Source organism: Arthrobacter sp. fls2-241-R2A-200 (assembly GCF_030209745.1).
Lineage (GTDB): Bacteria > Actinomycetota > Actinomycetes > Actinomycetales > Micrococcaceae > Arthrobacter.
Window position 1 is genome coordinate 1 of sequence record NZ_JARVRJ010000021.1, and the last position, 24,073, is coordinate 24,073.

24 protein-coding genes are annotated in these 24,073 nt (G+C 61.4%); 4 read left to right on the forward strand and 20 right to left on the reverse strand.

Annotated features, from left to right (window positions below; all coding sequences use genetic code 11):
• Positions 1-205 precede the first annotated feature (205 nt).
• The 3 genes from QRN42_RS17465 to pdxR all read right to left on the reverse strand — a co-directional run bounded on the left by QRN42_RS17465 (position 206) and on the right by pdxR (position 2,614).
• Positions 206-583, reverse strand: a complete 378-nt coding sequence (locus QRN42_RS17465; protein WP_284980379.1) for a DMT family transporter — start codon at positions 581-583, stop codon at positions 206-208.
• Complete coding sequence (locus QRN42_RS17470) at positions 584-898, reverse strand: DMT family transporter (RefSeq protein WP_284980380.1); 315 nt, start codon at positions 896-898, stop codon at positions 584-586.
• 159 nt (positions 899-1,057) lie between these two features.
• Positions 1,058-2,614: a MocR-like pyridoxine biosynthesis transcription factor PdxR gene (gene pdxR, locus QRN42_RS17475; RefSeq protein WP_350224893.1), complete on the reverse strand. Its 1,557-nt coding sequence runs from the start codon at positions 2,612-2,614 to the stop codon at positions 1,058-1,060.
• Between pdxR and QRN42_RS17480 the strand changes: the two genes are divergently transcribed.
• Positions 2,577-3,464: a dihydrodipicolinate synthase family protein gene (locus QRN42_RS17480; protein WP_284980382.1), complete on the forward strand. Its 888-nt coding sequence runs from the start codon at positions 2,577-2,579 to the stop codon at positions 3,462-3,464. The genes pdxR and QRN42_RS17480 overlap by 38 nt on opposite strands.
• 3 nt (positions 3,465-3,467) lie before the next feature.
• Positions 3,468-4,730: an MFS transporter gene (locus tag QRN42_RS17485; protein WP_284980383.1), complete on the forward strand. Its 1,263-nt coding sequence runs from the start codon at positions 3,468-3,470 to the stop codon at positions 4,728-4,730.
• Between the two features lie 411 nt (positions 4,731-5,141).
• Here the strand turns inward: QRN42_RS17485 and QRN42_RS17490 are convergent, their stop codons facing one another.
• The 6 genes from QRN42_RS17490 to QRN42_RS17515 all read right to left on the reverse strand — a co-directional run bounded on the left by QRN42_RS17490 (position 5,142) and on the right by QRN42_RS17515 (position 10,122).
• Positions 5,142-6,359, reverse strand: coding sequence for a trans-sulfuration enzyme family protein (locus QRN42_RS17490; protein WP_284980384.1), 1,218 nt, complete (start codon positions 6,357-6,359; stop codon positions 5,142-5,144).
• 32 nt (positions 6,360-6,391) lie between these two features.
• Positions 6,392-6,862, reverse strand: a complete 471-nt coding sequence (locus QRN42_RS17495) for an Lrp/AsnC family transcriptional regulator (protein ID WP_284980385.1) — start codon at positions 6,860-6,862, stop codon at positions 6,392-6,394.
• A 16-nt stretch (positions 6,863-6,878) separates the two neighbouring features.
• A complete protein-coding gene (locus QRN42_RS17500) occupies positions 6,879-7,616 on the reverse strand; it encodes a B3/B4 domain-containing protein (protein WP_284980386.1) in 738 nt (245 codons plus the stop codon).
• Entirely contained in the window at positions 7,609-8,211 is a 603-nt protein-coding gene (locus tag QRN42_RS17505; RefSeq protein WP_284980387.1) for a helix-turn-helix domain-containing protein, read from the reverse strand. The genes QRN42_RS17500 and QRN42_RS17505 overlap by 8 nt, the downstream gene beginning before the upstream one ends.
• A 131-nt stretch (positions 8,212-8,342) precedes the next feature.
• Positions 8,343-8,735, reverse strand: a complete 393-nt coding sequence (locus QRN42_RS17510; protein WP_284980388.1) for a Rid family hydrolase — start codon at positions 8,733-8,735, stop codon at positions 8,343-8,345.
• 46 nt (positions 8,736-8,781) lie between these two features.
• A complete protein-coding gene (locus QRN42_RS17515; RefSeq protein WP_350224894.1) occupies positions 8,782-10,122 on the reverse strand; it encodes an amino acid permease in 1,341 nt (446 codons plus the stop codon).
• A 372-nt stretch (positions 10,123-10,494) separates the two neighbouring features.
• Between QRN42_RS17515 and QRN42_RS17520 the strand changes: the two genes are divergently transcribed.
• Both QRN42_RS17520 and QRN42_RS17525 read left to right on the forward strand, forming a co-directional pair.
• Positions 10,495-11,427 carry a LysR family transcriptional regulator gene (locus QRN42_RS17520; RefSeq protein ID WP_284980390.1) on the forward strand — a complete coding sequence of 311 codons (933 nt, stop codon included), beginning with the start codon at positions 10,495-10,497 and terminating at the stop codon, positions 11,425-11,427.
• Positions 11,420-11,875 (forward strand): Lrp/AsnC family transcriptional regulator, encoded by a 456-nt coding sequence (locus QRN42_RS17525; RefSeq protein WP_284980391.1) that lies wholly within the window; start codon positions 11,420-11,422, stop codon positions 11,873-11,875. Before QRN42_RS17520 ends, QRN42_RS17525 begins: the two co-directional genes overlap by 8 nt.
• 210 nt (positions 11,876-12,085) lie before the next feature.
• Here the strand turns inward: QRN42_RS17525 and QRN42_RS17530 are convergent, their stop codons facing one another.
• From QRN42_RS17530 to QRN42_RS17580, 11 genes are all read right to left on the reverse strand, one after another.
• A complete protein-coding gene (locus QRN42_RS17530) occupies positions 12,086-13,462 on the reverse strand; it encodes an aspartate ammonia-lyase (protein ID WP_284980392.1) in 1,377 nt (458 codons plus the stop codon).
• On the reverse strand, positions 13,459-14,874 hold the full coding sequence (locus QRN42_RS17535; RefSeq protein ID WP_284980393.1) for an aldehyde dehydrogenase family protein: 1,416 nt from the start codon (positions 14,872-14,874) through the stop codon (positions 13,459-13,461). The genes QRN42_RS17530 and QRN42_RS17535 overlap by 4 nt, the downstream gene beginning before the upstream one ends.
• Positions 14,867-15,913: a homoserine dehydrogenase gene (locus tag QRN42_RS17540; protein ID WP_284980394.1), complete on the reverse strand. Its 1,047-nt coding sequence runs from the start codon at positions 15,911-15,913 to the stop codon at positions 14,867-14,869. The genes QRN42_RS17535 and QRN42_RS17540 overlap by 8 nt, the downstream gene beginning before the upstream one ends.
• A 283-nt stretch (positions 15,914-16,196) precedes the next feature.
• Positions 16,197-17,111 (reverse strand): pyridoxal 5'-phosphate synthase lyase subunit PdxS, encoded by a 915-nt coding sequence (gene pdxS / locus QRN42_RS17545; RefSeq protein ID WP_284980395.1) that lies wholly within the window; start codon positions 17,109-17,111, stop codon positions 16,197-16,199.
• Positions 17,108-17,404 (reverse strand): hypothetical protein, encoded by a 297-nt coding sequence (locus QRN42_RS17550; protein WP_284980396.1) that lies wholly within the window; start codon positions 17,402-17,404, stop codon positions 17,108-17,110. The genes pdxS and QRN42_RS17550 overlap by 4 nt, the downstream gene beginning before the upstream one ends.
• On the reverse strand, positions 17,401-18,357 hold the full coding sequence (locus tag QRN42_RS17555; protein ID WP_284980397.1) for an EamA family transporter: 957 nt from the start codon (positions 18,355-18,357) through the stop codon (positions 17,401-17,403). Before QRN42_RS17555 ends, QRN42_RS17550 begins: the two co-directional genes overlap by 4 nt.
• 55 nt (positions 18,358-18,412) lie before the next feature.
• On the reverse strand, positions 18,413-19,141 hold the full coding sequence (locus QRN42_RS17560; protein ID WP_284980398.1) for a B3/B4 domain-containing protein: 729 nt from the start codon (positions 19,139-19,141) through the stop codon (positions 18,413-18,415).
• An 85-nt stretch (positions 19,142-19,226) separates the two neighbouring features.
• On the reverse strand, positions 19,227-20,099 hold the full coding sequence (locus QRN42_RS17565; protein WP_284980399.1) for a LysR family transcriptional regulator ArgP: 873 nt from the start codon (positions 20,097-20,099) through the stop codon (positions 19,227-19,229).
• Between the two features lie 137 nt (positions 20,100-20,236).
• Positions 20,237-21,049 carry an amino acid ABC transporter ATP-binding protein gene (locus QRN42_RS17570; protein WP_284980400.1) on the reverse strand — a complete coding sequence of 271 codons (813 nt, stop codon included), beginning with the start codon at positions 21,047-21,049 and terminating at the stop codon, positions 20,237-20,239.
• Positions 21,046-22,020, reverse strand: a complete 975-nt coding sequence (locus QRN42_RS17575; RefSeq protein WP_284980401.1) for an amino acid ABC transporter permease — start codon at positions 22,018-22,020, stop codon at positions 21,046-21,048. The genes QRN42_RS17570 and QRN42_RS17575 overlap by 4 nt, the downstream gene beginning before the upstream one ends.
• Positions 22,017-22,856 carry an ABC transporter substrate-binding protein gene (locus QRN42_RS17580; protein WP_284980402.1) on the reverse strand — a complete coding sequence of 280 codons (840 nt, stop codon included), beginning with the start codon at positions 22,854-22,856 and terminating at the stop codon, positions 22,017-22,019. The genes QRN42_RS17575 and QRN42_RS17580 overlap by 4 nt, the downstream gene beginning before the upstream one ends.
• Between the last annotated feature and the right edge of the window lie 1,217 nt (positions 22,857-24,073).

Consider the following 24,073-nt stretch of genomic DNA (forward strand, 5'->3'; position numbering starts at 1 on the left):
GCCCAGTCCCGTTGACTAGGCACAACAGATGTCACCTATCCGTGCAGCAGACCCGTTGAATCAGCACTGCGGGGACGGATGAAGGCTCCACACCTAGCATTCGCTCCTGATCATCGCCCTTCCCATGGGACCGGAAGCACTGTAGCCCTTTTCGCTCCCACGGCTTATTGCCGATATTCGAGACGATGACAGGCGGGACTTCAGCCTAGGGCAGGGACCGAGGAACGGTAACGGCGTCCTCATTCTCGTCCGGGAGAGCCGTCGGCGCCGCTGGAACCAGTTTCAGTCCGATAACGCAGGCAACGATTCCCGCGAGGAAGAATATGCGCAGAATGGTGGGCGTCTCGTTGCCGATGATCATGGCCCATGTGACCGTGAGGGCAGCGCCGGTGCCCGTCCACACTGCGTAGGCCGTGCTCATCGGTATTTTCTTGGCTGCATACCCTAATCCGAGCATGCTGAAAACTAGACCCAATATGAAAACGGTTGTTGGCAATGGTGCCGTGAAACCTTCGCTTTGTCCAAGGGCCGTTGCCCACACGGCTTCGAGTACAGCGCTGGCAAGAATCACAATCCAGTGCATTTAGCTGACCGCCTTCAGACCAATGACGCATCCAATCAGGGCTGTCAGGAGCGCGGTGCGTGCCACGGAAAGTCGCTCCTGCTTTCGCAGGACAGCAAGCACAGCGGTCAGGACTGCGCCGATACCCACCCAGACGGCGTAGGAAGTGCCTGTGGGAAGCTCGGTCATCGCGTAGGCCAGGCCAGCCATGCTGATGCCCATGGAAGCGATGAAGATGAACGTCGGGATTTTCCGCTTGAAGCCGTTGGATGCTCCAAGTGCTGTCGCCCAGACTGCTTCGAGCACGCCGGAGAGGATTAGTACAAGCCACGCCATTGTTTGTCCTTGCTGTGGTGAACTTTGGGAGGCGCGAAGCTCTTGGTATTGCGCGCCAGGAACTCCATTATGCACTATCAGGGCAGTGGAGTGCACTAGCAGTTTAGTCCTTGGATGTCGTCTTGTTTGGATCGGTGCTGCTCCCGCGCCACGTTGTTGCTACGTTGTGCCATCCATGAGTGGCCCAAGGATGTTCAGCGCCCGAACCAATTTAAGGTCGCTGACTGCTCCGTACCCGATGACCAGACCGTTCATGGGTGCACGGTCGGCGTAGTACGAGGCCAAAGGAATTACGCGGACTCCCAACTTCAGCGCATTCGCTGCCAGGTCCGCCGAATCGGGTCGTTCGAAACGGATGACTGCGTGCAATCCGCCATCGAGCGCTGCTAGATCAAGGTCACCCCGGGAACCCAGGCGATCTATGAGCAGGGAGCGCCGGTGGGAGTACTCCCTGCGGGCACGGGTGATGTGCCTGGAGAGTCCACCGCCGTTAATGTAGTGGGCAAGGGCTGATTGCAGTATTCCTGCCACCGGGGTGTCGAGGGCTTCGCGGGCTGCTTTGAGCCGCCGCCCGGCATCCCCCCGGACTGCCAGGTAACCGCAGCGCAGCGAAGGGCTCAGGTTCTTCGAGAAAGTTCCCACCAGCACCACCTCGGCGGTGCTGGGAAGGGAAGCGACAGCGGGAAGAGGCATTCGGGTGTGCCGGAATTCGCTGTCGTAGTCATCTTCCAGGATTAGAACACCGTGCTGGCCGGCCCATTTCAGCAGCCCCAGCCTTTCCCGAACGGCCATCCTGCCACCCAGTGGGTATTGGTGGCTGGGAGTCACCAGCACTGCATCCGGAATGTCCTTTAGTGCCGCCAGTTGTGAACTTTTGAGACCGTCTTCATCCACGGGGACCGTTACGAGTTGAGCTCCGGCTGCTGTCAGAACACGGCGCGCCGTGGGGTAGCCAGGATCCTCAACAAGAACGTGCGGATGGTCGCGCTTTCCTCGGAGCATAGCTACAACCAAATGCAGGGCATCACTGGTGCCCGCGGTGATGATGATGTTCTGGGGGTCGACCGAGAGCCCCCGGGATACGGCCAGGTGCCGGGCGACCGCATCCCTGAGTGCCCATGTTCCCAGTGCCGGCGGGAGCTGAGTGTTTCCCTCCTCTGACAAGGCGGCCTTCCAGGCGCCTCGCCATTCTCGGTCCTTGAAGGGCGCCCCGGATGGCCTGCCTGGAGTCAGATCAATAACGTCTTGGTTTGTCGAGCTGCTGCATGGTTTTATCTCCTGGCGGGGGAGTGTTTGAAGGTCCGGGCGCACCGCCACTTTCGTCCCGCCTGCTCCGTTGCTTTCCAGGAACCCTTCTCCGGACAATTGCTCGAACGCGCGCACCACAACACCTCGAGATATGCCCAAGTCCGTGGCGAGCCGGCGGGTTGCGGGAAGAGTGTGCTCTGGCCCAAGTAGTCCGGTCAGGATTGCGTCGCGCAGTTGACTGGCCACTTGAGCACTCAGCGAGACTGGGCTCTGCCTGTTCAGTGCGATAGGTAATTCGGCTTCACTCATTGGACCTCCGAAATCTGTGTTTCTTGGACCTAGTGTAGGTCCAAGCGATTTGGAAGCATGAACATGTAGCCATCTCCGCTCCGCTGAGGGGACCCGCAAACCAAATGAAAGCAGGAATTCCTTGTTCACCGGCCTTAGTGCATTTCCTCTGTCACCCATGAACGGCGAAAACGTCGACCTTGACGCCGTTGCCAAGCTGGTCAACCGCGCGGCCCAGGCCGGAGTGGACTCCCTGGGTGTACTTGGCTCAACGGGCAACTACGCCTACCTGGCGCGCGACGAACGCAGGGCCGTCCTGGAGACGGCAGTGGGTGCGGCCGACGGCGTTCCGGTTCTCGCCGGCGTCGGGGCACTTCGAACCCGGGACGTGCTTGTGCTGGCAGAGGATGCCCATATCGCCGGCGTCTCGGCCTTGCTGCTTGCCCCAGTGTCCTACCAGCGCCTGACCGAAGCGGAAGTCTTTGGCCTGTACGAAGACGTTGCCGCCGAATCATCCCTTCCCATCGTCGTTTACGACAACCCCGGCACCACCGGCTTCACATTCACTGATGACCTGCACGGCCGTATCGCCCGGATCCCCGGAATCGCGTCAATCAAGATTCCGCCGCCCGGCGCGGACGTGATGGCTAGCCGGCTGGAAAAGCTTCGCTCCGGCCTGCCGGAAGGAACGTCGGTGGGCATCAGCGGGGACTGGGTGGCGGCCGAAGCCCTGCTTGCCGGTAGTGACCTCTGGTATTCGGTCATCGCAGGGGTGCTTCCGCATCAGGCCAGGATCATCGCCGATCATGCCTTGGGTGGGCGCCGAGACCTGGCGCTTGAAGCATCCGCCGAGCTGGAACCGTTGTGGTCGCTTTTCCGCACCTATGGCAGCCTCCGTGTCACTGCGGCCCTCGCCGAGGATCTCGGTTTGATTCCGTCAGGGGCGCTGCCGCGTCCACTGCAGGGGCTGGACAGCGAAGGCCGAAGCAAGCTGGGTGAGGCTATCAGCGCCGTAGGGTTGGAGGCCTGACCCATGCCGGTTTCTCCACGGAGAGTCGTAAGCCCTCCCGACGGCAGCATACAGCTTGACCAGGTTTCGGAGAGGCCCACTACTCGAGGAGGGCTTGCCCGTTATGTCCTGGCCGCCACGCTGGCCCGGAGCGCCGACGGGGGTGCCGTCGTCGCAATCGTCCTGCTCGTGACAACCAGCGGAGCCCCTGGCTGGCTTGCCGGTATGCTCGGTGCCTGCATCACCGCTCCGCATCTCTTCGGTCCCCTCATCGCCAGGCGTCTGGACACGGCTCGTGACGGCCGCACGGTGATCGCCATGGCATGCGTGGCACACGGTGTGACGCTGGCGGCCGCCGTTCTTCTGTATTCGGTCACGTGGCCGATCATCCCTGCCTTGCTGCTCATAGCTTCCGGGCTGGTTGGTCCCCTCTTAACAGGCGGTATCAGCAGCCGCTTGGCCGCGATTGCCGGAGGTGACAGGAGCAGTCAGCGTCGTGCGCAGGGGTGGGATGTTGCCACGTATGGCATCGGAGGCACGATCGGGCCGTCGTTGGTTGCGGCCGTCTCCGCGTGGGCGGATCCTGCAGTGGCAGCCTTGATCCTTGCCGGATCGACCTTCGCCGCGGCCACAATAGTCAGGCTTTTGCCGTATTCGCCTCCTGCGGCCGCCCCCTCGGAGATCCCCCGCCCGAGCAAGACTTTGCTGATGATGGTCTCGAACGGCCCGCTGCGCCGTACGCTCTACCTGACCGTCGTCGTCGCCCTGTCGGTGGCGGCACTGCCAATCACTGCGGTTGCATCGACAGGTGAACTGCGTGTGGAACCTGCTGCAGCGGGTATTCTGACGGCAGCTTACGGGCTTGGCGGCGTTATGGGTTCTGCCGGCGTGATGATCCGCCCCATGCGAACCGACGCGGACCCTTTGATGACTTGGCTGGGAGCAGCCGTGGGGGCTGCCCTGTGCGGGGCCGCCGTCGCTGGGGTGTTTCCTGTAGCTGTTGCGGCATACTTCCTGGCCGGTACCCTCAACTCTTACTTCTTTGCAGCTACCTTGGCAGCCCGTAGTGAATACGCGCCAGCAGCGGTGCGCGGTCAGGTGTTCGTTTGGATTGGAGCCTTGAAAATCACTGCGGGCTCCGCTGGCACAGCCTTGGCAGGGGGCATCGTTGAGCTGGCAATCCAGCTGCCGTTGTTCCTCGCAGCCGGACTGATAGCTGTTGCCTCGGCGGCATCGGTCCTTGACCGTCATCGCGAGCACAGGAGCCCGCCGAAATTCACCATGTAGCACCAGGACAGGGGAGCACTCCCAGCCCGCCAAACGGCCCACAACAGTTGCTGCGGCAGTTTGGCGGGCTCTTCGGTGTGTGGGCCACTCCGCGCGGGCTACCAGGCAGGTTAGGAGAGCTGGGTGAGGCTTGTCAGCCCAGCTCGCCTGAGCATATTTTCCAGCGCCCAATACGAAGAGGCGGGGGAAATATTCCTTGATCCGTCACCGGTCTGTGTGCCCACCAGCATGACATGGGTACCGACGTAGAGGACGTTGGGCCGATGGTGATGTGCTCAGGTTCAGCCATGAGTGCTTTCATGCACGCGAATGGGGTCCTGCCTGATGTCCGGCAGGGTGAAGGTAATGACGACAAAGCCTGGGACGGGGCCTTATCAAGTGCCCGTCCCAGACTCGTACGTGCAGCGATATTTACTGCCCGGGGAACGTCTTATCCAGGGCGTTGAGGATGTCATCCACGAGGTCTTCGGAGTCCTCGAGGCCGATCGACAGGCGCATGTGGCCGTACTTGTGGAACGACGCCGGGTAGTTTTCCGAGCCTCCGCGTGCGTCCGGGCCAACATGGACGATCAGAGATTCATCATGGCCAAGGGACACTGCAGAAGTAATGACCTGCAGGTTGTTGACGAATCGGTTCTGGGTGTCGGAGTCACCGTCGACGGCGAAGGCGAGGACACCCCCATAGCCACGACCGCCGAATTGCTTGGCGGCGGTTTCGTGCTGCGGATGGGATGCAAGGCCCGGGTAGAGGACGTAGGCGACCCGTGGGTCTGATTCCAGGACTGCGGCTACTTTCTCGGCGCTCGAGAAGTGCTGCTTGAGTCGCAACGGCAGTGTGACGGAACCACGCATGATCATCCAAGCGTTGAAGGGCGAGATCACACCGCCCACCTCGACAACGGCTTCGTGCTTGATGTGCTGGATGAGCTCGCGGCGTCCGGCGACCACCCCGCCCATGGCGTCGCCATGGCCGTTAATGTACTTGGTCAGCGAGTGGACGACCAGATCGGCCCCGTCATCGAGGGCCCGGTAGAACGGGGCCGGCGTGAAGGTGGCATCGATGCTGAACAAGACACCCGCATCCTTGGCAATCCGCGAGAGTGCTGCAACGTTGGCGACCTTGGTGGTCGGATTGGCGATCGTTTCGGCGTGGATGAGTTTCGTGTTGGGGCGCACAGCGGCCTGGACAGCTTCAAGGTCTGCCACGTCCACGAAGGTGACTTCGATGCCGTATTTCTCGGGGAGGAGCTCACCGAATAGGCGGTAGACGGCTTCGTAGGTGACATTGGAAACCACGACGTGGTCGCCGACCTTGAGGAGGCTGAAGAAGATTCCGTGCAGTGCCGCCACACCTGTGGCGAAGGCGGCGGCGGCTTCGGCGCCCTCCATGGCTGCAAGCTTGGTTTCGAGCGCCACCGAGTTGGCCCCGGAGGTCCTGTTGTAAACCAATCCGTCGTCCACGCTCGACCAGTCCATCTCGGAAGGGTCCTCGGGCAGCAGGTAGGAGTTGGCCATGATCAAGGGGGTGCGGAGGGCTCCGGTGCCCTTGTCGATGTTGTTTCCACCATGGACCGCCCAGGTGTAGTCATGGACGGAGTCACGGTTGTGCTTATCTGGGGTTCGCTTCATTGCTGGTGTTTCCTTTCGGATGGGTGTCATCGTCAGCTGCCAATGGTTTGAGGCGCCGGGCGATGACAGTAAAGGGGTTGGGATGTTGACACGTCGAGGGCCAGGACCGCCGACTGAAGTTTGAAAAAGGCGCTGATCTTCTCTAGCCGTTCAAGGTCGGGGACCTGGAGCCTCAGGAGAACTGTGTGGTCGATATCCACGAGTTCGGCCGTGGTGATTTCCGGGATGGATTCCATGCTGCGTTGCAGGTCGTGCCCGGTGCGTCCGGGCACCTGCACGATTCTGATGATGGCCGATATGGGTCTCGTAGCCGGATCGGGATAGTTGCGGATGATTGTGTACCCGGCGATGTGCCCGTCCAGTTCGAGCCTGAAGATCCGTTCGGCGCACTGGCTTTCAGTCAGGCCGGTACGCAGGGCGATCGTTGCGCTCGGCAGCCTGCCTTCGTCCTGGAGAATGCCCAGGATCTTCAGGTCCGTGGGGTCCAACGCAGGTAGGTTCACAGCGTCCGCGCTCGGATTACTGTCCTGGCTTGTGGCCGTCGGACTGAACCAGTTGCTGAGCGGTGACGACCTGTGGCCCAAGCAGGAGCAGGTGCTCTGTGAGGTCCTTGCCGGCGGAAAGCAGAGCTTCGGTGGTCATCGGTTCGAGGGCATCGAGAATGAACAGCGCAGAGGTCGTGTCGTCGCGCAGTTGCGTGCGGCGGCCTTGGCGCCAGTTCCAGCGGCGGCAGGTGACACCACCGTCGTCACACCAGACAACTTCACCTGCGTCCGGGTATTCGATGATTGGTTCCCCGCTGGCCACAGTGTCGAAGGGTTCATGGCCCGTTGCACGGATCAGCCGGGGTGCTCCGCGGTAGCTGGCGAGGTCCTCGCCGCCGAGCGGAATCTGGTGCAGTACTGAGATTGCATTGTAAAGGTCGGTGAGCCTGTTGACCCGGGGGAGTCCTGCGTCCGCGCGGCGGACGAGCGCTTCGAGGCTGTTGCGGGTGCGGTTGGGCTTGGCTCCGAAAGACTGATAAGCCGCGCGCCACGCAGCAACATGGGGAAGGTGTTCGACTTTCTGCTGGTTCAGTGCGGCCCGGGCAGCAGCTTCGGCCTGTTCCAGAAGGGCGTTGCCGGCTTCATCGCTGGGTTTCGGGACGAGTCCGTCGACGGCGATCAGCAGGGCCCGATAGTCGGGTCGAAGTTTGAAGACGTCGGGAGCGACGTGTGCTTCGTTGAGGAGTTCCTGAAGAGTGCGGGTGTTATGCATTGCCGGTCTCCCGATGCCCTGACCCGACGCCGCGTTCAAACACGGCGAGGGAAAACCGTGCTGCCTTGGTGCTGTCGTTCGCGTACGAATGGGCTACGTCGCCAGGGAAGGTGACCGAGTCGCCAACTTCCAGAATTACTGTCTGTTCCCCCGCGACAACCCTGACCGTTCCGTGTTGAACCTGCAACAGCTCTTTCGTGCCGGGCGTATGCGCCTCGCTGGAGTGCTGGTCGCCGGGGCCGAGCGTCCAATCCCATAGTTCAACTACTTCCGGCGGTTCGGTTCCGGCGACGAGAACGCCGCGTCCGCCTGAATCGCTGCTCCACAGCACGGCACCTTCGCCCTTGCGAGTCACTTTCACGGCTTTTGGTTCGGGGGACTGGACCAGATCCGGGAGCCCGACTCCGAGGGCGTCACTGATCCGCAACAGCGTGCCGACGCTGGGGTTCATCGTCGCCTGTTCCACGTTGACGAGCATGCGTCGGCTTACACCGGCTGCTTCGGCGAGTTGGTCCAGGGTCCATCGGCGTGCTTGACGCTCCTGCTTGACCCTTACCCCGATGGCCGAGGCCAGGGTTGCGATGTTTTCATCCATGAATGCAGCATACTGCACTTCCAGTGCATTTTTCAAGGCAGTTTTTCGAATACAGTGCATGAAACGCATGAGCCGCCACTGCGATGTCGCGGTGGCGGCTCACTTTCGTCCGTCCAATCAGGTGAAGCAGGTCATGCAGCGTCCGGGAGGACGGCCAGCACCTCGATCTCCACGAGGACACCGGGCGCTAATTCGGCCCCAACGGTCACCCGGGGCGGGTACGGTTCGGGTACATGCCGGCCGTAAGCGGCATCGAACTCGTCAAAGTCCTGATCAGTGGAGAGATAAACGCGGCTGATCAGCACGTCGGACCAGCCGGCAGCGGCGTGGGCCAGAATCGTGCCAATCTGGGCAAGAACCTGCGACACCTGCTCGGTGACGCTGCCCCGGAGAATGCCGCCCGTTTGAGGGTCGATGGGGATCTGACCGGAGACTTGAAGGAAACGGCCGATCTGTTTGGCCTGGCTGTAGGAGCCGACCGGCGCCGGGGCGTTGGGTGCTTCGATGACGCGGTTGACGGACATGTTCGTCTTTCCCTTGCTTGGTGGTGGCCAGTTCGTGTGGCGCGCCCTACGGAACGGGGAGTGGTTCTTTCACCGGCTCCGGCCGAAGTCGGGAGTGGCGGATGGAGTAGGTGAAGTAGAACGCCGTGGCCAGCAGGAGCCATGCGACGAACGCGATCAACGTGACCGGCCGAAGATCCTTGATGATCCACAGACACCCTAAGATGGCGAGAATCGGTACGACCGGGTACAGCGGGACCTTGAACGGAGCGGGCTGGTCCGGGTACTGGGCACGTCGGATGATGACGGCCAGGGCCACCACGATGAACGCGACCAAAGTGCCGATGCTCGTCATTTCGGCAAGGAAGCTGATAGGGAGCAAGCCTGCGAGCACAGCGACCGCAGAACCGGTGATGAACGTGCCGGCCATGGGCGTCCGGGTGCGGGCGTTGACGCGGGAGAACACTGGCGGTACGAGCCCGTCGGTGCTCATCGCAAAAAAGATGCGGGTCTGGCCATACAGCACAACCAAGGTCACGCTGAAAATTGAGACGATGGCCGCCAAGGCCAGTACGGTGCCGGGCCAGCTGGCGTTTGTGACGGTCTGCAGGATCGCCGCCAACCCGGCTTCCTGCCCTTCAAAGGCTCGGGTTTCTTGGGCTCCGATGGCCACTACGGCGACTGCGATATACAGCGCCGTGACGACACCAAGGGTGATAAGGATTGCCAGGGGCATGGTACGGGACGGGTTCTTTGCTTCGTTGCCTGCAGTGGAGACCGCGTCCAGCCCGATGTAGGAGAAAAAGATGATGCCGGCAGCCCCGGTGATGCCGGCTATGCCCATCGGTGCGAAGTTGGAGAAGTGGTCCTGGTTCCACCCCGTCACCCCAATCACTATGAACATGACCAGCACGGCCAACTTGATCATCACCATCACTGCGTTGGCCTTTGCGGACTCTCTCACTCCGCGCACCAGCAGCAGCGTGCACATGGCAACCAAGGCGATCGCAGGCAGGTTCACAACGCCGCCGGCTTCGGGTGCACTGGACAAAGCCTCGGGGATGCGGACTCCAAATACATTCTCCAGAGCCTGGTTAAGGTACTCGGACCAACCAACGGCAACGGCTGCCCCAGAGACGCCGTATTCCAGCAGGAGGCAGGCGCCGACGGCGAGGGCCGGGAATTCGCCTAGTGTCGCGTAGGCGTAGGAATAGGACGAGCCGGATGCGGGGATGGCGCTGGCCATCTCTGCGTAGCAGAGGGCAGTGAGTCCGGCCACGACGGCGGCGATCACGAAGGACCAGATTACAGCCGGGCCGGCAACGGGGACGGCTTGGGAGAAGACGATGAAGATACCGGTTCCCACGGTGGCGCCGATGCCCAGCATGGACAGCTGGAATGTGCCCATGCTCCGGTTCAGCGCCGGCTGCTCCGTGGATTGCTGTGTTCCTGGTGTCGTTCTGCGAAAGAGAACGTGGCTAAGTGAAGACATCTGAAAGTTCCTAGCGTTATGGCCTGACCAGAGGTCAAGCGGCCTGCCTCCACGGCGTCCGTGGCGCAAGGCAGGACGGTCACGGGAAGGAGAGACTCCTGCTCATGACCGGAGATCGGCAAAGACAAGTTATGAAACGGGGGGACCAAATTGCCGCTGTAGCACCCCGCCGGGGTTCGTCACGCAGCGCGCCAGATGGGGCGTACGGCTGTGACCTGTGTCAATGATAGATACGATTATGCACCGCACCAATGGCATATATGCCAATCAATGATTAAGGTAACCCTTATGGATCCGTATCAGCTCAGCGTCTTGCGTGAACTCGGTGATCATGGCAGTGTGGCCGCTACAGCCCGCGCCCTTGGGGTTAGTCCGTCCGCAGTTTCGCAATCCCTCGGCGCCCTTCAGCGCAAATTCAAGGCACCGTTGACCCAGAAGCGTGGACGCTCCGTGGAGCTCACGGACGCGGGGCAGGCTCTCGCTGTCGCAGCCATCGCCGTCTCGGAAGCGATCACCCGGGCGGAGGCAACCGTGGATGAGTTCGTTGGCGGCATCGACAGGACGGTGCACGTCAGTGCCTTCCATAGCGCCGCCATGACGTTCTTTCCGGATATAGCGGCATTGGAAAATACGGAAGGATTCCCAGTGGTTGAATGCGTCGATGAAGATGTGGACCGCCTGTCGTTTCCGGCCTTGACGGCCAGCTATGACATTGTGATTGGGCACAGGATGAGCCACACACCTCCTTGGCCCCGGGACAGGCTCGCAGTGCTCTCACTGTTGCGCGAACCCATGGACGTGGCCATGCACTCGTCCCACGATCTGGCCATGAAGAAGACGCTCAAGCCCTCAGACCTTGTAGGGACAACCTGGATTTCCACTCACACAGGGTTTTCGCCGGCTGACATGCTGGACGCCGTAGCCGCGGCGGCGGGGCATCCGATGCGGGTGGTGCACCGGATCAATGACTTCAGCACTGCCGCTGCCATGGTCTCCGAAGGCGGTCATCTGGCGTTACTGCCCCGGCATACGGTTCGGATTCCAGCTTCCCAGGACGTTGTTCTGCGGCCTCTCCAGGGTCTGGAAACGGTTCGCCATGTGGACATGCTGATCAGGCCCGAGAGGGTCGTCCACAGAGCAGTAGCAGTCGTCATCGATGCTCTGCGGGAGATCGCCCAATCTCATGTTGAATCCCCTTCAGTCAGGAGCCCCAGTGCCTAAGAGTCCGCATGATGAGATAGATGCGCATATTCTGGCCGAGCTTCGGCGCAATGCCCGCATCAGCTTGGCCCAGCTGGGGGAAAAGGTACTGCTGTCCCGTAACGCGGTCCGGCAGCGAATCGAGCGGTTGGAGCGGGACGGCGACATCAGCGGCTACACCATCAAGGAATCAGCACGAGACGGGATCCCCACCGTCAATGCCGTGCTGCTGATTCAGCGACATGACCGTATGCGGGGCAGTGATGTCATTGCGGGTTTGCGTGCCATCCCGGAAATCATCACCTGCGATGTGGTCAGCGGCGAGCTTGATCTCATCGTCAGAGTGGAGGCGCCGGACGCCGCCAGGATCCAAGAGATCTGGAGTCAGGTCTCGGAGCTTCCTGGAGTCCGTGACATCACCACCGCAGTGTCCCTTTCGACCGCGATTGACAGGCAGGTGCCCCGCTGAGGGTCTTCCCCTTCAGAGGTTTAAAGAATCCGGCGTTGCGGAAACGAGTATGTCCGCAACGCCGGATTTGCTTGGGGCGGGTCAGGGCAGGAAGAGGCGACCACGCTTTCGGCGGCGCCGGGGCGGAAGTGCAGGTCCAGGAAGAAGCTCAGTGCCAATCATCACTTGCTGTCCTGTCCGTCCGCTCCGACGAGCTTGATGCCCTGATGATCAGGCGTTCATCAGGGCCTCGACCTGCTCGGGCAGCAACAGGCCCTCACTAACAGCAATGTCGATGACACTCTGCCCCGAGGCAAGGGCCCTATGGGCGACCTCGGCCGCCGCCGCGTACCCCAGGATTGGCAGCAGCGCTGTGGCCTGCGCCGTGGACGCCCGTGCCCTGGACCGAAGCAACGCCTCGTTTGCTTCGATGCCGGTCACACACAGCTCGCGCAGGACGTCGCAGCCGTTGGTCAGCCAACTCAGCGACTGCAGTAACGCGTGGGCGATGACCGGCTCGAACGCGTTCAGCTGAAGCTGTCCGTTGTCAGCTGCCATGGTGACAGTGACGTCGGCGCCGGCGACAAAGAATGCGATCTGATTGATGACCTCGGGGATGACCGGGTTGACCTTGCCGGGCATGATGGAGGAGCCCGCCTGCCGCGGGGGCAGATGAATCTCAGCGAGACCCGTTTGGGGTCCGCTGGAGAGCAGGCGCAGGTCACTGCAGATTTTGGAGAGCTTGATCGCGGTGCGTTTGAGTGCCCCGGAGAACGTCATGAACGCTCCCGTATCCCAGGTTGCTTCAACAAAATCGTGGGCACGGGTCAGCTGGACTCCGCTGACCGCCGAAAGTTTGTCGATGACGCGCTCCACATACCGCGGGTCCGCGGTGATGCCGGTGCCGATCGCTGTGGCACCCAGACTGCATTCCTGCAACAGCGCTGCTGCCTCGCGCAGGCGGCGCTGGTCCTCCTCGAGCGTGACGGCGAAGGCGGTGAACTCCTGCCCGAGCGTCATGGGCACAGCATCCTGCAACTGGGTTCGGCCGACTTTGGGGATGGCCGCGAACGCCTTGCCGCGCTCGGCGAATGCCGCTGACAGCAGGGCCAGGCGCTCCAGAAGGTCCTCCAAAGCAAACACGAGCGCCAAGCGCACCGCTGTCGGGTAGACATCATTGGTGGACTGGCATTTGTTGACGTGCCCGATGGGGTCGACCACTCCGTAGGACCCGCGGGGATGACCCAATGACTGCAGCGCCAGATTGGCGATGACCTCATTGGCGTTCATGTTCGTCGAGGTTCCTGCCCCGCCCTGGATGACGTCCACGGGGAAAGCGTCGTCGACCTCGCCGGACGCAACCGTGTCGCAGGCCGACGCGATTGCTTGGCCAATCTCGGCCGGAATCAAGCCGAGCTCGGCGTTGGTCAGCGCCGCGGCCTTCTTCACAACAGCGAGGGCACGGACCAGGTGCCCGTGGGTTCCCAGCTGAATTCCGCTGATCGGGAAGTTGAGGATCGCCCGTTCAGTGTGGATGCCCCACAGCGCGGACTTGGGGACGGCCAAAGAGCCCAGGCTGTCCTGTTCGATTCTGACCCCTGCACTCATGAAGCGATCGCAATGACTTTGGGTTGGGTCATTTCCTCGTAGGCGAAGTGGACGCCTTCCCGGCCCATGCTGCCGTATTTCGAGCCGCCGAATGGCATCGCATCATGTCGGTAGTCGGAAGAATCGTTGATCATGACCCCGCCGGCATCGATGGCTTTGGCGGTCCGCAATGCGAGGCTGAGGTCCTTGGTGAACACTCCGGCCTGCAGCGCGTACTCGCTGTCGTTGGCCAGTTCGATGGCTTCTTCGGCTGAGCCGAAGGGTTCGATAACGACAACCGGTGCGAACAGTTCTTCGCTCCAGGCTTCGCAGGTGCGGGGCACCCCGGTGAGCACAGCGGGGGTGAGGACGGGTCCGTTCAGGGTCCCTCCCGTCAGCAGTTGCGCCCCGGCCGATACGGCCTCATCAATCTTCCGTTTCGCTTCTGCGGCGGAGTCGTGGCTGATCATCGGTCCGACATCCGTGTGTTCGTTGCGAGGGTCGCCGGTTTTCAAGGAGGCAGTTTGGGTGACAAAGGCATCCAGGAAGGTGTCGAAGACTGCCCGCTGGACAAGGATTCGCTGGGCGCCGATGCAGTTCTGGCCGGCTGCCCAGAACGAACCGGACACGCTGGCCTCTACGGCAGCTGGAATGTCGGCGTCACCGAAAACGATGACGGGCGCGTTGCCGCCAAGTTCCATGGACAGTCGTTTGATTCCGGCGTTCGCGGCGATGGCTCGTCCGGTTGCGAATCCTCCGGTGAAGGAGACCATGCGAACCAGCTTGGAGGAGATGATGGTTTGCGCGACCGTGCGGTCGCCCAGGACAACGGTGACGAAGTCTGAGGGCAGGCCGGCTTCGCGAAGGAGGTCCACGAGGAGGATGGCGGTCAAGGGCGTCAGCTGGGAAGGCTTGAGGATGACGGCGTTGCCGCCGGCTATTGCCGGTCCGAGCTTGTGCGCTACCAAGTTCAACGCGTCGTTGTGGGGCGTAATCGCTGCGATGAGCCCCAGCGGTTCACGTGTGAACCATCCCTGACGGTTCTCCGAACCGGCGAAGGAGTCGAACGGAATAACTTCGCCGACGTTCCGACGGGTTTCCGCCGCCGAAAGCTTTAGGGTGTTCACCGCGCGGGAGACTTCTTTCCGGGCCTGCTTGATGGTCTTTCCTGCCTCGGCGACGATCAGTTCGGCGACCTTCTGCGACCGCTGCTGCAAAAGGTCTGCGGCGGTGTCCAGAATCCTGCCACGCTCATGGCGGGGCATGGCGGCAGCTGCAGGAGCGGCGGCAGCGGCGCGGATCAGCTCGACACGTGCCTCCGCCTCGCTGCACTGGGAAAGAGTGGCCAGAACGGTACCGTCAAATTTGTTGCGAACCACCAGGTCGTTGGTGGTGGTTTCGCTCGTAGCTTCGGCGATGGCTGTTTCAGGCACGGACGGCTCCTTTGATGAATTCGTCGACGGCAATGATGTCGGAAATGAGGGCGTAGGCGGTTTCGACACGTCCGGCTCCCGGGCCGGACACCGTCACGGCGCCAAGTAGGTCGGTGGTGAAAGACACGGCATTGGTGGCGCCCGAGATACCAGCAAGTGGGTGGTCGGCCGGCAATGCTACGGGCTGGACGGTAGCGGCGATGCCGCCGTCATCCTCACGTCGCACTTCACCGATCAGCTTCCACCGAAAACCGTTCGCCAATGCTTGGGCGACGTCGTCACCCTTGATGTCCTGGATTCCGGTGGTTTCCACGTCGCTTGGGCGGATGTTTGCGCCGAGCAGTTCGTTGGCCAGAATGGCGACTTTCAACCGGACATCGGAACCACCGATGTCCGCCGTGGGATCCGCCTCCGCGTAACCCAGACCTTGGGCTTCGGAGATGGCTTCGTCCAATCGCAGGCCGGCTTCCATCCGGCCAAGGACATAGTTGCTGGTTCCGTTCAGGATCCCTTGAACGGCGTTCAGTTCCAGGCCTCCGAGCATCTTGTGTGCCAAGCGGATGACGGGCGTTCCGCTCATGACGGCGCCCTCGTACTCGAAGCGGACGCCGTTGTTAGCAGCGATTGTGCCCAGTTCCTGACCGTGCAAGGCGACGGGACCCTTGTTGGTGGTCACCACATGCTTTCCCGACTCAAGGGCCCACTTCACATGTGACACGGCAGGTTCGCCGTCAATAGGGCTGGTATAAGTGGCTTCGACGACGATGTCCGCCGGACTGTTCTTAATGACGTCTTCGTTCAGGGGATCCTGGCTTCCACCGGGGAGACCCTCAAAGGACGATCCTCGAGGCATTGCGAGGACGGAGGCCAGATCGATCCCGTCGCCCTGAACAAGCGAGCCAAAAGCAAGGTCGGTGATGGCCACGACACGGAGCTCGAATCCGAGGGAAGCGAACCGCTGAGGCTCGTCGCGGATCAATTCGGCCAAGGCGCGGTTGACGCCGCCGAAACCGATCAGAGCCAGGTTGTAAGTAGTCACTTTGTTCTCCTAGATGGGGCGGAATTGCTGTCCTCTAAGCCTCGGTCCCGGCAGTGTCAGTTCCCTAGAGGCAAACCGCTCGTCGAGCATGACGAAACGGCCAAAGCAGCCTGCAGTTTGGTCCCTTTGATCACACGCCCGACGACGACTACGCCCGCCTCGCCAGGGAGCACGCAGCCCGCCGGCCCCGCTAAGGTCCGGAAAACAGCAACAAACGACGACGCCGGCCGGTCACCAAGGTGACCGGCCGGCGTCGTACTTTTGCTCGCTGGAAGCGTCCCTGTTACCAGCCGCGCTCTGCGAGGCGGTGGGGCTGGGGGATGTCGTCGACGTTGATGCCGACCATGGCTTCGCCCAGGCCGCGGGAGACCTTGGCAATGACATCGGGGTCGTCGTAGAACGTGGTGGCCTTGACGACGGCGGCGGCGCGCTCTGCCGGGTTCCCGGACTTGAAGATGCCCGAACCAACAAACACACCATCAGCGCCGAGCTGCATCATCATCGCAGCATCAGCCGGGGTCGCGATCCCACCGGCGGTGAACAAAACCACCGGGAGCTTACCCGTGGCAGCGATTTCCTTCACCAGTTCGTACGGGGCCTGGAGTTCCTTGGCCGCAACGTACAGCTCGTCCTCGGGAAGGGAGGACAGCTTCGCGATCTCCGCCCGGATCTTCCGCATGTGCCCGGTCGCGTTGGAAACATCCCCGGTCCCGGCCTCACCCTTGGAACGGATCATCGCCGCACCCTCGTTGATGCGGCGCAACGCCTCACCAAGGTTCGTGGCACCACAGACGAAAGGAACGGTGAAGTTCCACTTGTCGATGTGGTTGACGTAGTCAGCCGGGGTCAGGACCTCGGACTCGTCGATGTAATCGACGCCGAGGGACTGCAAAACCTGCGCTTCGACGAAGTGACCAATGCGGGCCTTCGCCATGACCGGAATGGACACAGCAGCGATGATCGCATCGATCATGTCCGGATCGGACATGCGGGACACGCCGCCCTGGGCACGGATATCGGCAGGGACGCGCTCAAGCGCCATGACCGCCACAGCACCGGCGTCCTCAGCGATACGGGCCTGCTCGACGTTAACGACGTCCATGATGACGCCGCCCTTGAGCATCTCGGCCATACCGCGCTTCACACGGCTGGAGCCCGTTTGGGGGTAACTGGTGCGGTTAGGAGGGGTTGTACTCATATCTGTTCCTTTGGCCCTTCGGTGCTGTCGGTCTCCAGACGCGCCACGACGGTGAATTCGTAGGTCTCGATGATTTTGCGGGTCCGTGATTGTTCGTCAAAGATCCACAGGAGGCCCTGTTCGGACGAGATATCGGTGACGGGGCCGGCATGGCACACCGCTCCGTCCCGCAAGGCCCGGATGAGCGTTCCCGGGTCAAGGTCTGAGAGCTTGGCAGGCGGGACGAAGCCGTCCTCACGGTGGGCTGCCAGGGCTGACGGCGGGAGGGTTAGGCCCGAAACGTGTGTTCTCATGTCTGTCCTTGTCGGTTTTCCTGCCGGGTCTGAAGCGTGCTACCGCTGCCCGTTGCCTTCGTGTCGTTCGCGGGTTGGGCATTGGGCTTAGTCGGAAGTGGGTGCGGGTGGCGGCGACCGCCGTGTTGAGCCGCCGCGCCTGCAAAGACCACCAGCAGAATGCCCACGAGTTGGAGGACCGAGGGGGATTGCGCCAACACCACCATGCCCAGCAGCAAGCCGATGGCCGGTTCCAACGCCAAGAGGGTGCCGAAAGCAGTGTGGGTCATTTGGCGTAGCGCCCGCATTTCCAGAATGTAGGGCAGGACGGGTATCAGCACTGCCAGGCCGGCGGCTACGGCCACAATTTCCCACGTAATGTGCCCGAAAGCCTGCGGCACGCCGAACGGTGCCACGACCACGGCAGCGATGGGGATGGTCAGGGCGAGGGCACCGATACCGCTGAACCGATCGCCGACTTTTTGGGTCAGCAGGACATATGCGGCCCATCCGATCGCGCCGATGGCAGCAAAGCCGACGCCGATCGGGTCAACCCGGCCTGCCCAGGGTTCAGTGAGCAAGACGACACCAGCCAGCGCTGTCGCCGGCAGGACCAATGAACGCACTCCGCGGCCGCGAAGGGCGGCAACACTGAGGGGGCCGAGGAATTCGATGGCGACCGCGGTTCCCAGGGGAAGGCGTTCCATGGCGGCGAGGAACGTCACCGACATGACGCCGGTGGCGATGCCCAGGCCGAGGACGGCCGGGGCATCGCGAAGGCGCAGGGACCTGAGTGGCGGGCGGGCCAGCAGAAGCACGATGAGGCCGCCCATGCTCAGTCGCAGCCAGGCCGTTCCGATGGGTCCCAGTGTCGGCATCAATCCTGCTGACAGGGTGGAGCCGAGCTGGATGGAAAACATGGCTGCAATGGTCAGGGCCCAGGGTGGGATCGGGTTGTTGAATGGTGTGGTCATTGCTGGTTCCCGTCGGTCGGGCAGCCACTTCGTACACGAGACCTTGGAGGCAGGATCACGTCAGGGTGGTTTTGGTGATGAGATGGTCGGTGATGGTGATGTCGGGGCCGAGACTGCTGAGGTGTGTCGCGAGGTCCTCGGTGGCTGCCTGAAGGGCGTCGGTGGTCACCGGGTCTAGGGCATCCAGAATGAACAACGCCGTGGTGGTCTCATCCTGTAGTTGCGTCCGCCGGCCCTGTCGCCAGTTCCAGCGTCTGCAGGTAACCCCTTCGTCATCGCACCAGATGACCTCTCCGGGTTCGGGGTGTTCGATGACGGTCTCTCCGTTTGACGCGGTATCGAAAGGTTCCTCGCCCGTGGCGCGGATGAGTCGGGGCGGCCCGCTGTATTTGGAGAGGTCTTCGCCCCCGAGCGGGATTTGGTGGAGCACCGAAATGGCATTGTAGATGTCGGTCAGCCGGTTCACCCGGGGTAGCCCTGTGACAGCTCGGCGCAGGAGGGCCTCGAGGCTGTTCCGGGTCCGGTTCGGTTTGGCGCCGAAGCCTTGATAGGCCGCACGCCACGCAGCAACGTGGGGGAGGGACTCGACTTTTTGTTCCTGCAACGCCGAACGCGCAGAGGCCTCGGCTTTCTGCAGAAGCGCTTCGCTGGCCTCGTTGCTTGCCCCTGGTATCAGCCCATCAACGGCCAGCAGCACAGCCCGGTAATCGGGCCGGAGTTCAAAGATGGAAGGGTCGACGTGGCCAGCGTCGACGAGCTTCTGGAGTTGGCCGGGCTCAGACATCGGCTGGCTCCGTCAGTGCCTCGAAATATATGCTTTTCATAAAGGCATCATACTGCACTATCAGTGCATAATGAAAGTGGGCGCGTCAGCTTTGCCGCAGGTGGCTGCCAGCAGATCGCACCGCTGCCGTGATCCGTTCAAGCCGTGGTGAGGCCAGTGACCAGCACTGCCAATAGAGTGCGATGTCGTGGGGAGCGGCGCCCGGAAGAGCCACAAGTCCATTACGGGGCGTGCCGTGTTGAAGCTGCTGTTCGGGGATCATGCCCCACCCCAGTCCGGCGCGGACGGCCTCAAGGAATGCCTCGGAGGAGGGAATCGTGTGGGTTGGGGGGAAGCGCTTGGCACCTTGGGAACGCATTAGACGATGCTGCATGTCGTCATCGGCGCTGAACCGAAGCATCGGCATTTCCGGCCAGTTGATGCCATCTACGGTTTTGTAGCGTTTGAGTAGCCCGGGCGACGCGGCCGGGATATAGCGCATGACTCCCAGCAGTTCGGCACGGCATCCACCGACCGGTTTAGGCTCGGTGGTGACGGCCCCAAGCACATCCCCTTGTCGGAGTAAGCGGCTGCTGTGGTCCTGATCCTCGATGTGCAAGTCCAACTCTGTGTCCGCCCAGGTCGCCGCTTCGTGCAGGACCGGGATAAACCACGTCGCCAGTGAATCGGCGTTGACGGCGATTGAGGCGGTGGCGCGTCCGGCGGGCCCCTGCCCCAAGGACTGGAGGGCGTCTGCTTCAAGCGTCTGGATCTGCCGGGCTGTCCGCAGCAGTATGGCCCCTGCCTCCGTAGGGCTGCTCGGTAGGCTGCGGCGCACCAAAATCTGCCCTGCGGATGTCTCCAGGGCTTTCATCCTTTGACTTACAGCTGACGGGGTGATGCCCAGAAGGTTCGCTGCGCCGTCGAAAGACCCGGTGGCAACGATGGCGCTCAGTGCCTTCAAATGTTCGAAGTTCATGGTGTAAACGTAAGGTACCTAGGGTTTTTTGGCCCGCTATGGTGTGGACCGCCGCGAACAGTCCACACCAAGGTCGGGGTGATGGTGGTTTTACCAGCGTGCAGGTCCCGAAATATCTCCGGCTTCCTTCCTGCTGCTCATAGAACCTTGCTGAGGAAGCCTTTCGTGCGCTCATGCAGGGGGTTAGCGATGACTTCGCGGGGGTTGCCCGACTCGACGACCACGCCGCCGTCCATGAAAGTGAGCGTGTCACCCACTTCCCGGGCAAAGCCAATTTCGTGGGTGACCACGATCATGGTCATGCCCGATTTGGCGAGGTCTTTCATGACGTCCAGTACGTCTCCCACAAGCTCGGGATCGAGAGCGGAGGTTGGCTCATCGAAGAGCATGAGCTCGGGATCCATTGCGAGGGCCCGGGCGATGGCAACGCGTTGTTGTTGACCGCCGGAGAGCTGCGCCGGATAGTAACTCGCCCGATAAGCCAGGCCCACGCGGTCCAGGAGTTCCTGGGCCCGGCGTTTGGCCGGCACTTTGTCGTGGCCTTTCACCTGCACCGGAGCCTCAATGATGTTCTCCAGGACCGTTTTGTGCCCGAACAGGTTGAACCTCTGGAACACCATGCCGATGTTCCGGCGCTGGCGTGCGATGTCTTTGAGGTGCAACTCGTGGAGCTTGCCATCCTTCTCCTTGTAGCCAATGAGTTCATCATTGACCCGGATGCGACCGGCGCTGATGGTCTCCAGATGGTTGATGCACCGCAGCAGCGTGGACTTGCCGGACCCTGACGGGCCGATCAGAACAGCAACTTCTCCCTGTTTGACGGTCATGTTGATCCCGTTGAGAACATGGTGGTCACCGAAGTACTTATGGACCTCCTCGATCTTGACCAAATCGTTTTTGACAGATGCATCGGAGACGGGGCGGGATAAGGAATGGGCAGAAGGGCTCATCGGCCGCTCTCCTCTGGGGTCGGGGTGGTTGGTGCTGGGTCAGCAGTTGCCCGTGCCGTCTGCAGTGCTGAGGGGTTGACTGTGATGCGCGCCGCGGTATCGATGCCTTTTCCGTAGTGCTTTTCGATGAAATGCTGGCCAATCATCAAAATGCTCGTGACCACCAAGTACCAAAACGCCGCGACAATGAGCAGGGGAATCGGAAGGTAGCTGCGATTGGCCAGCGTGTTGGTAACAAAAGTGAGGTCAAGGGTGAACGGCACGGCAAGAACGAGCGACGTGGTCTTGAGCATCCCGATGGTTTCGTTTCCGGTAGGCGGAACAATGACGCGCATTGCTTGGGGCAGGACGATCCGCCACATGATCTTGGTGCCTCGCATGCCCAAGGCTTCGGCGGCTTCGATCTGTCCCTTGTCCACCGATTTCAGGCCGGCACGGAAGATCTCCGCCAGATAGGCCGATTCATTCAGGGCCAGTCCAAGGACGGCGGCCCAAAAGGCGTTGAGCAAATCCTGGGTGGTCAGACTCAGAAGTTCCGGACCGAATGGCACCCCGAGGTTGATCTTGGGGTAGAGGACGGCCACCAGACCCCAAAAGACCAGCTGGGTGTAGACGGGGGTGCCGCGGAAGAACCAGACCCAGAACCAGCTCGACCACCGGAAAATGGGATTGTCCGACTGACGCATGAAGGCCAGCAGTACAGCCAAGGTGACGGCGATTGCCATCGACAGAACCGTGAGCAGAAGCGTCCAGCCAACACCGGTGACGACGTTTGCATCCAGAACGTAGAGTGCGAAGGTCTCCCAATGGAAGTTGGGGTTGGCGGCAAGGCTTTGGACGGCAAGAATAGCGAGGATCAGGATGATCGCGGCCCCTAGCCATCGGCCAGGATGCCGGACGCGTACTGCTTTGATGAGCTCCGGCGCTGCCCTCTGTGCGGTCGTTTCCTGGTTGTTGGTGGTGACACTCATGATTTGACGGTGGGGTTGACTTCAGGGTTCGTGATCGCGCCGTCAGCGTTGTTCCATGAGTCCAGGATGGTTTTGTAGGTGCCGTCGGAGATCAGTTTGGCCACGGTCTTCTGGATCAGTTCAGCCAGGGCCTGGTCATTCTTGGGGACCGCGATGCCGACAGGTGAGGTGTTGTAGACCTTGCCGACCTTTTCCACGGCGCCGTTGGTTTGCTGGATGGCGTAGCCGATGAGAGTTGATTCGGCGATCATTGCGTCAATGCCGCCGTTGACCAGTCGTGTGGTGACGTCTGTCTGATTCTTGAGCGTGACAACGTTGACCGGTTGTTTGCCTGCTTTGACGCATTCATCGTTGCGGGTCTTGAGATCAGGATCTTCCTGCGTGGTGCCCGTCTGGACGCCCACGGATCTACCGCAGACGTCATCCGGTGAGAACTTCTTTGGGTTGCCCTTTTGGACGGCCCAGGTGGTGCCGGCGCTGAGGTAGCTGACGAAGTTCACAGCCTTCAGGCGTTCGTTGGTGATGCTGAAGGAGCTGATCCCCAGATCGTATTTGGGGCCCAGTGCTGGGAGGATGCCGGTGAATTCGGCTGTCTGAATGTCTACTTTCAGGTCCAAGGTCGCACCGATCGCCTTTGCGAGGTCCACACCGTAGCCCATCGGCGTACGGTTGTCCGCCCCGCCGAGGAATTCGGCGGGAGCATAGGTGGTGTCGGAACCAATGACCAAGCTGCCCTTGGATTTGATGGCTGCCGGAACCTGGGAAGCCAACGTCTCATCGGCTTTTACGGTAGCGGGATCGAAGCTGGCGACGGGCGAGCCGACCTGAGTCGACACGTTCCCTCCTGATCCAGAGCCATTGGCGCACCCTGATAATGCCAAAACGCACGTGGTCAGGATCGTTGCCCCCTTGACCAGCGCCCCTGTACGGCGGCGGGTGTCGCTCTTGAGGACCGATCCTTTGTGCTGCCGCTTAGGGATCAGCTGGCCTGATGATGCGATCGTCGATTTCGACATACTATCTCCTGATGCTTGTTCGCCGATGCGGGCGAAAGAAGGGGACCGCGCCAAGATGGACCAGCCCCGCATCACTGCAGGGCGTGTCGAGGGAGCGATGGCGCGGTTCTGCGCAACTCGCTGGGAGCTGACCGTGTAGCTGGCATGAGAGTGATCAAGCAGGAAAGGATCTACTTTTTGCTTCGGGATCTCCTTGTCGCCTCCGCCTTATGCGGCGTGCGGGCGATGGGTCCATGGTATGGATCACCAAACTAAAGACCAACGGTGCATGTTTTAATCGACACTTAAGGATTGCCTTACGGCACAGTTGCCGGCGACTGCTTCCGGTCTGACAGATGCGCCGATATCGGCGCGGACCATATCTCATGAGTCCTTTGACCGCTGCTAGGTTCCCCCTCTGCATCACCCGTAGAAGCGACAAATGTAGTCCGTTCGGGTACATGGCGCTGAAACTGCCCTACGGCCTGTGGTGCATTTCAATCTGCTAGGTGTCGCGGTGGTGCCGTGCATCCTTCGCGCACAAGTATTCGTTTAGAACTTCAGTCAAGCTGGGTACACCGATGTACGCACTGAAACGGTTGGTTTCATCTACTGCTGTTAGTCATTTTTTGTGATGCCGAGGCCGCGATAACAACGCCGGACTGACACCGCGAATCCGGCACGCGCGACCGGTGCCGCTGACTGCCGCCAAGCAATACCGGTGCTCCTTGAGAAGACGGTGTGGCCTGCGCTATCAGCTTATGTCCGAGTGGGCTTCATAGAAGATGAACACCTGCTCCGGATATCCATCGATCCCATTTTGCCAGTCTTACTTGGTCCTCCAAAAATGCGTCGACATTCTAGTGAAGTTGCGAGAGCTCCAACCGTCCCACATGGCGTCATAGCGCATGGTGTGTTCAAGGGCGTCGGGAGTTGGCCGTCGTAGCAGGAGGGTCTGCTGCACGGATAGGTGACAGTGGTTAGTCACGCTGCCAGTGTGGCCTGCGTGTTCATGATGGACTCGTATTCGATCGGGGTCAAACGGCCGAGGGCGGCTT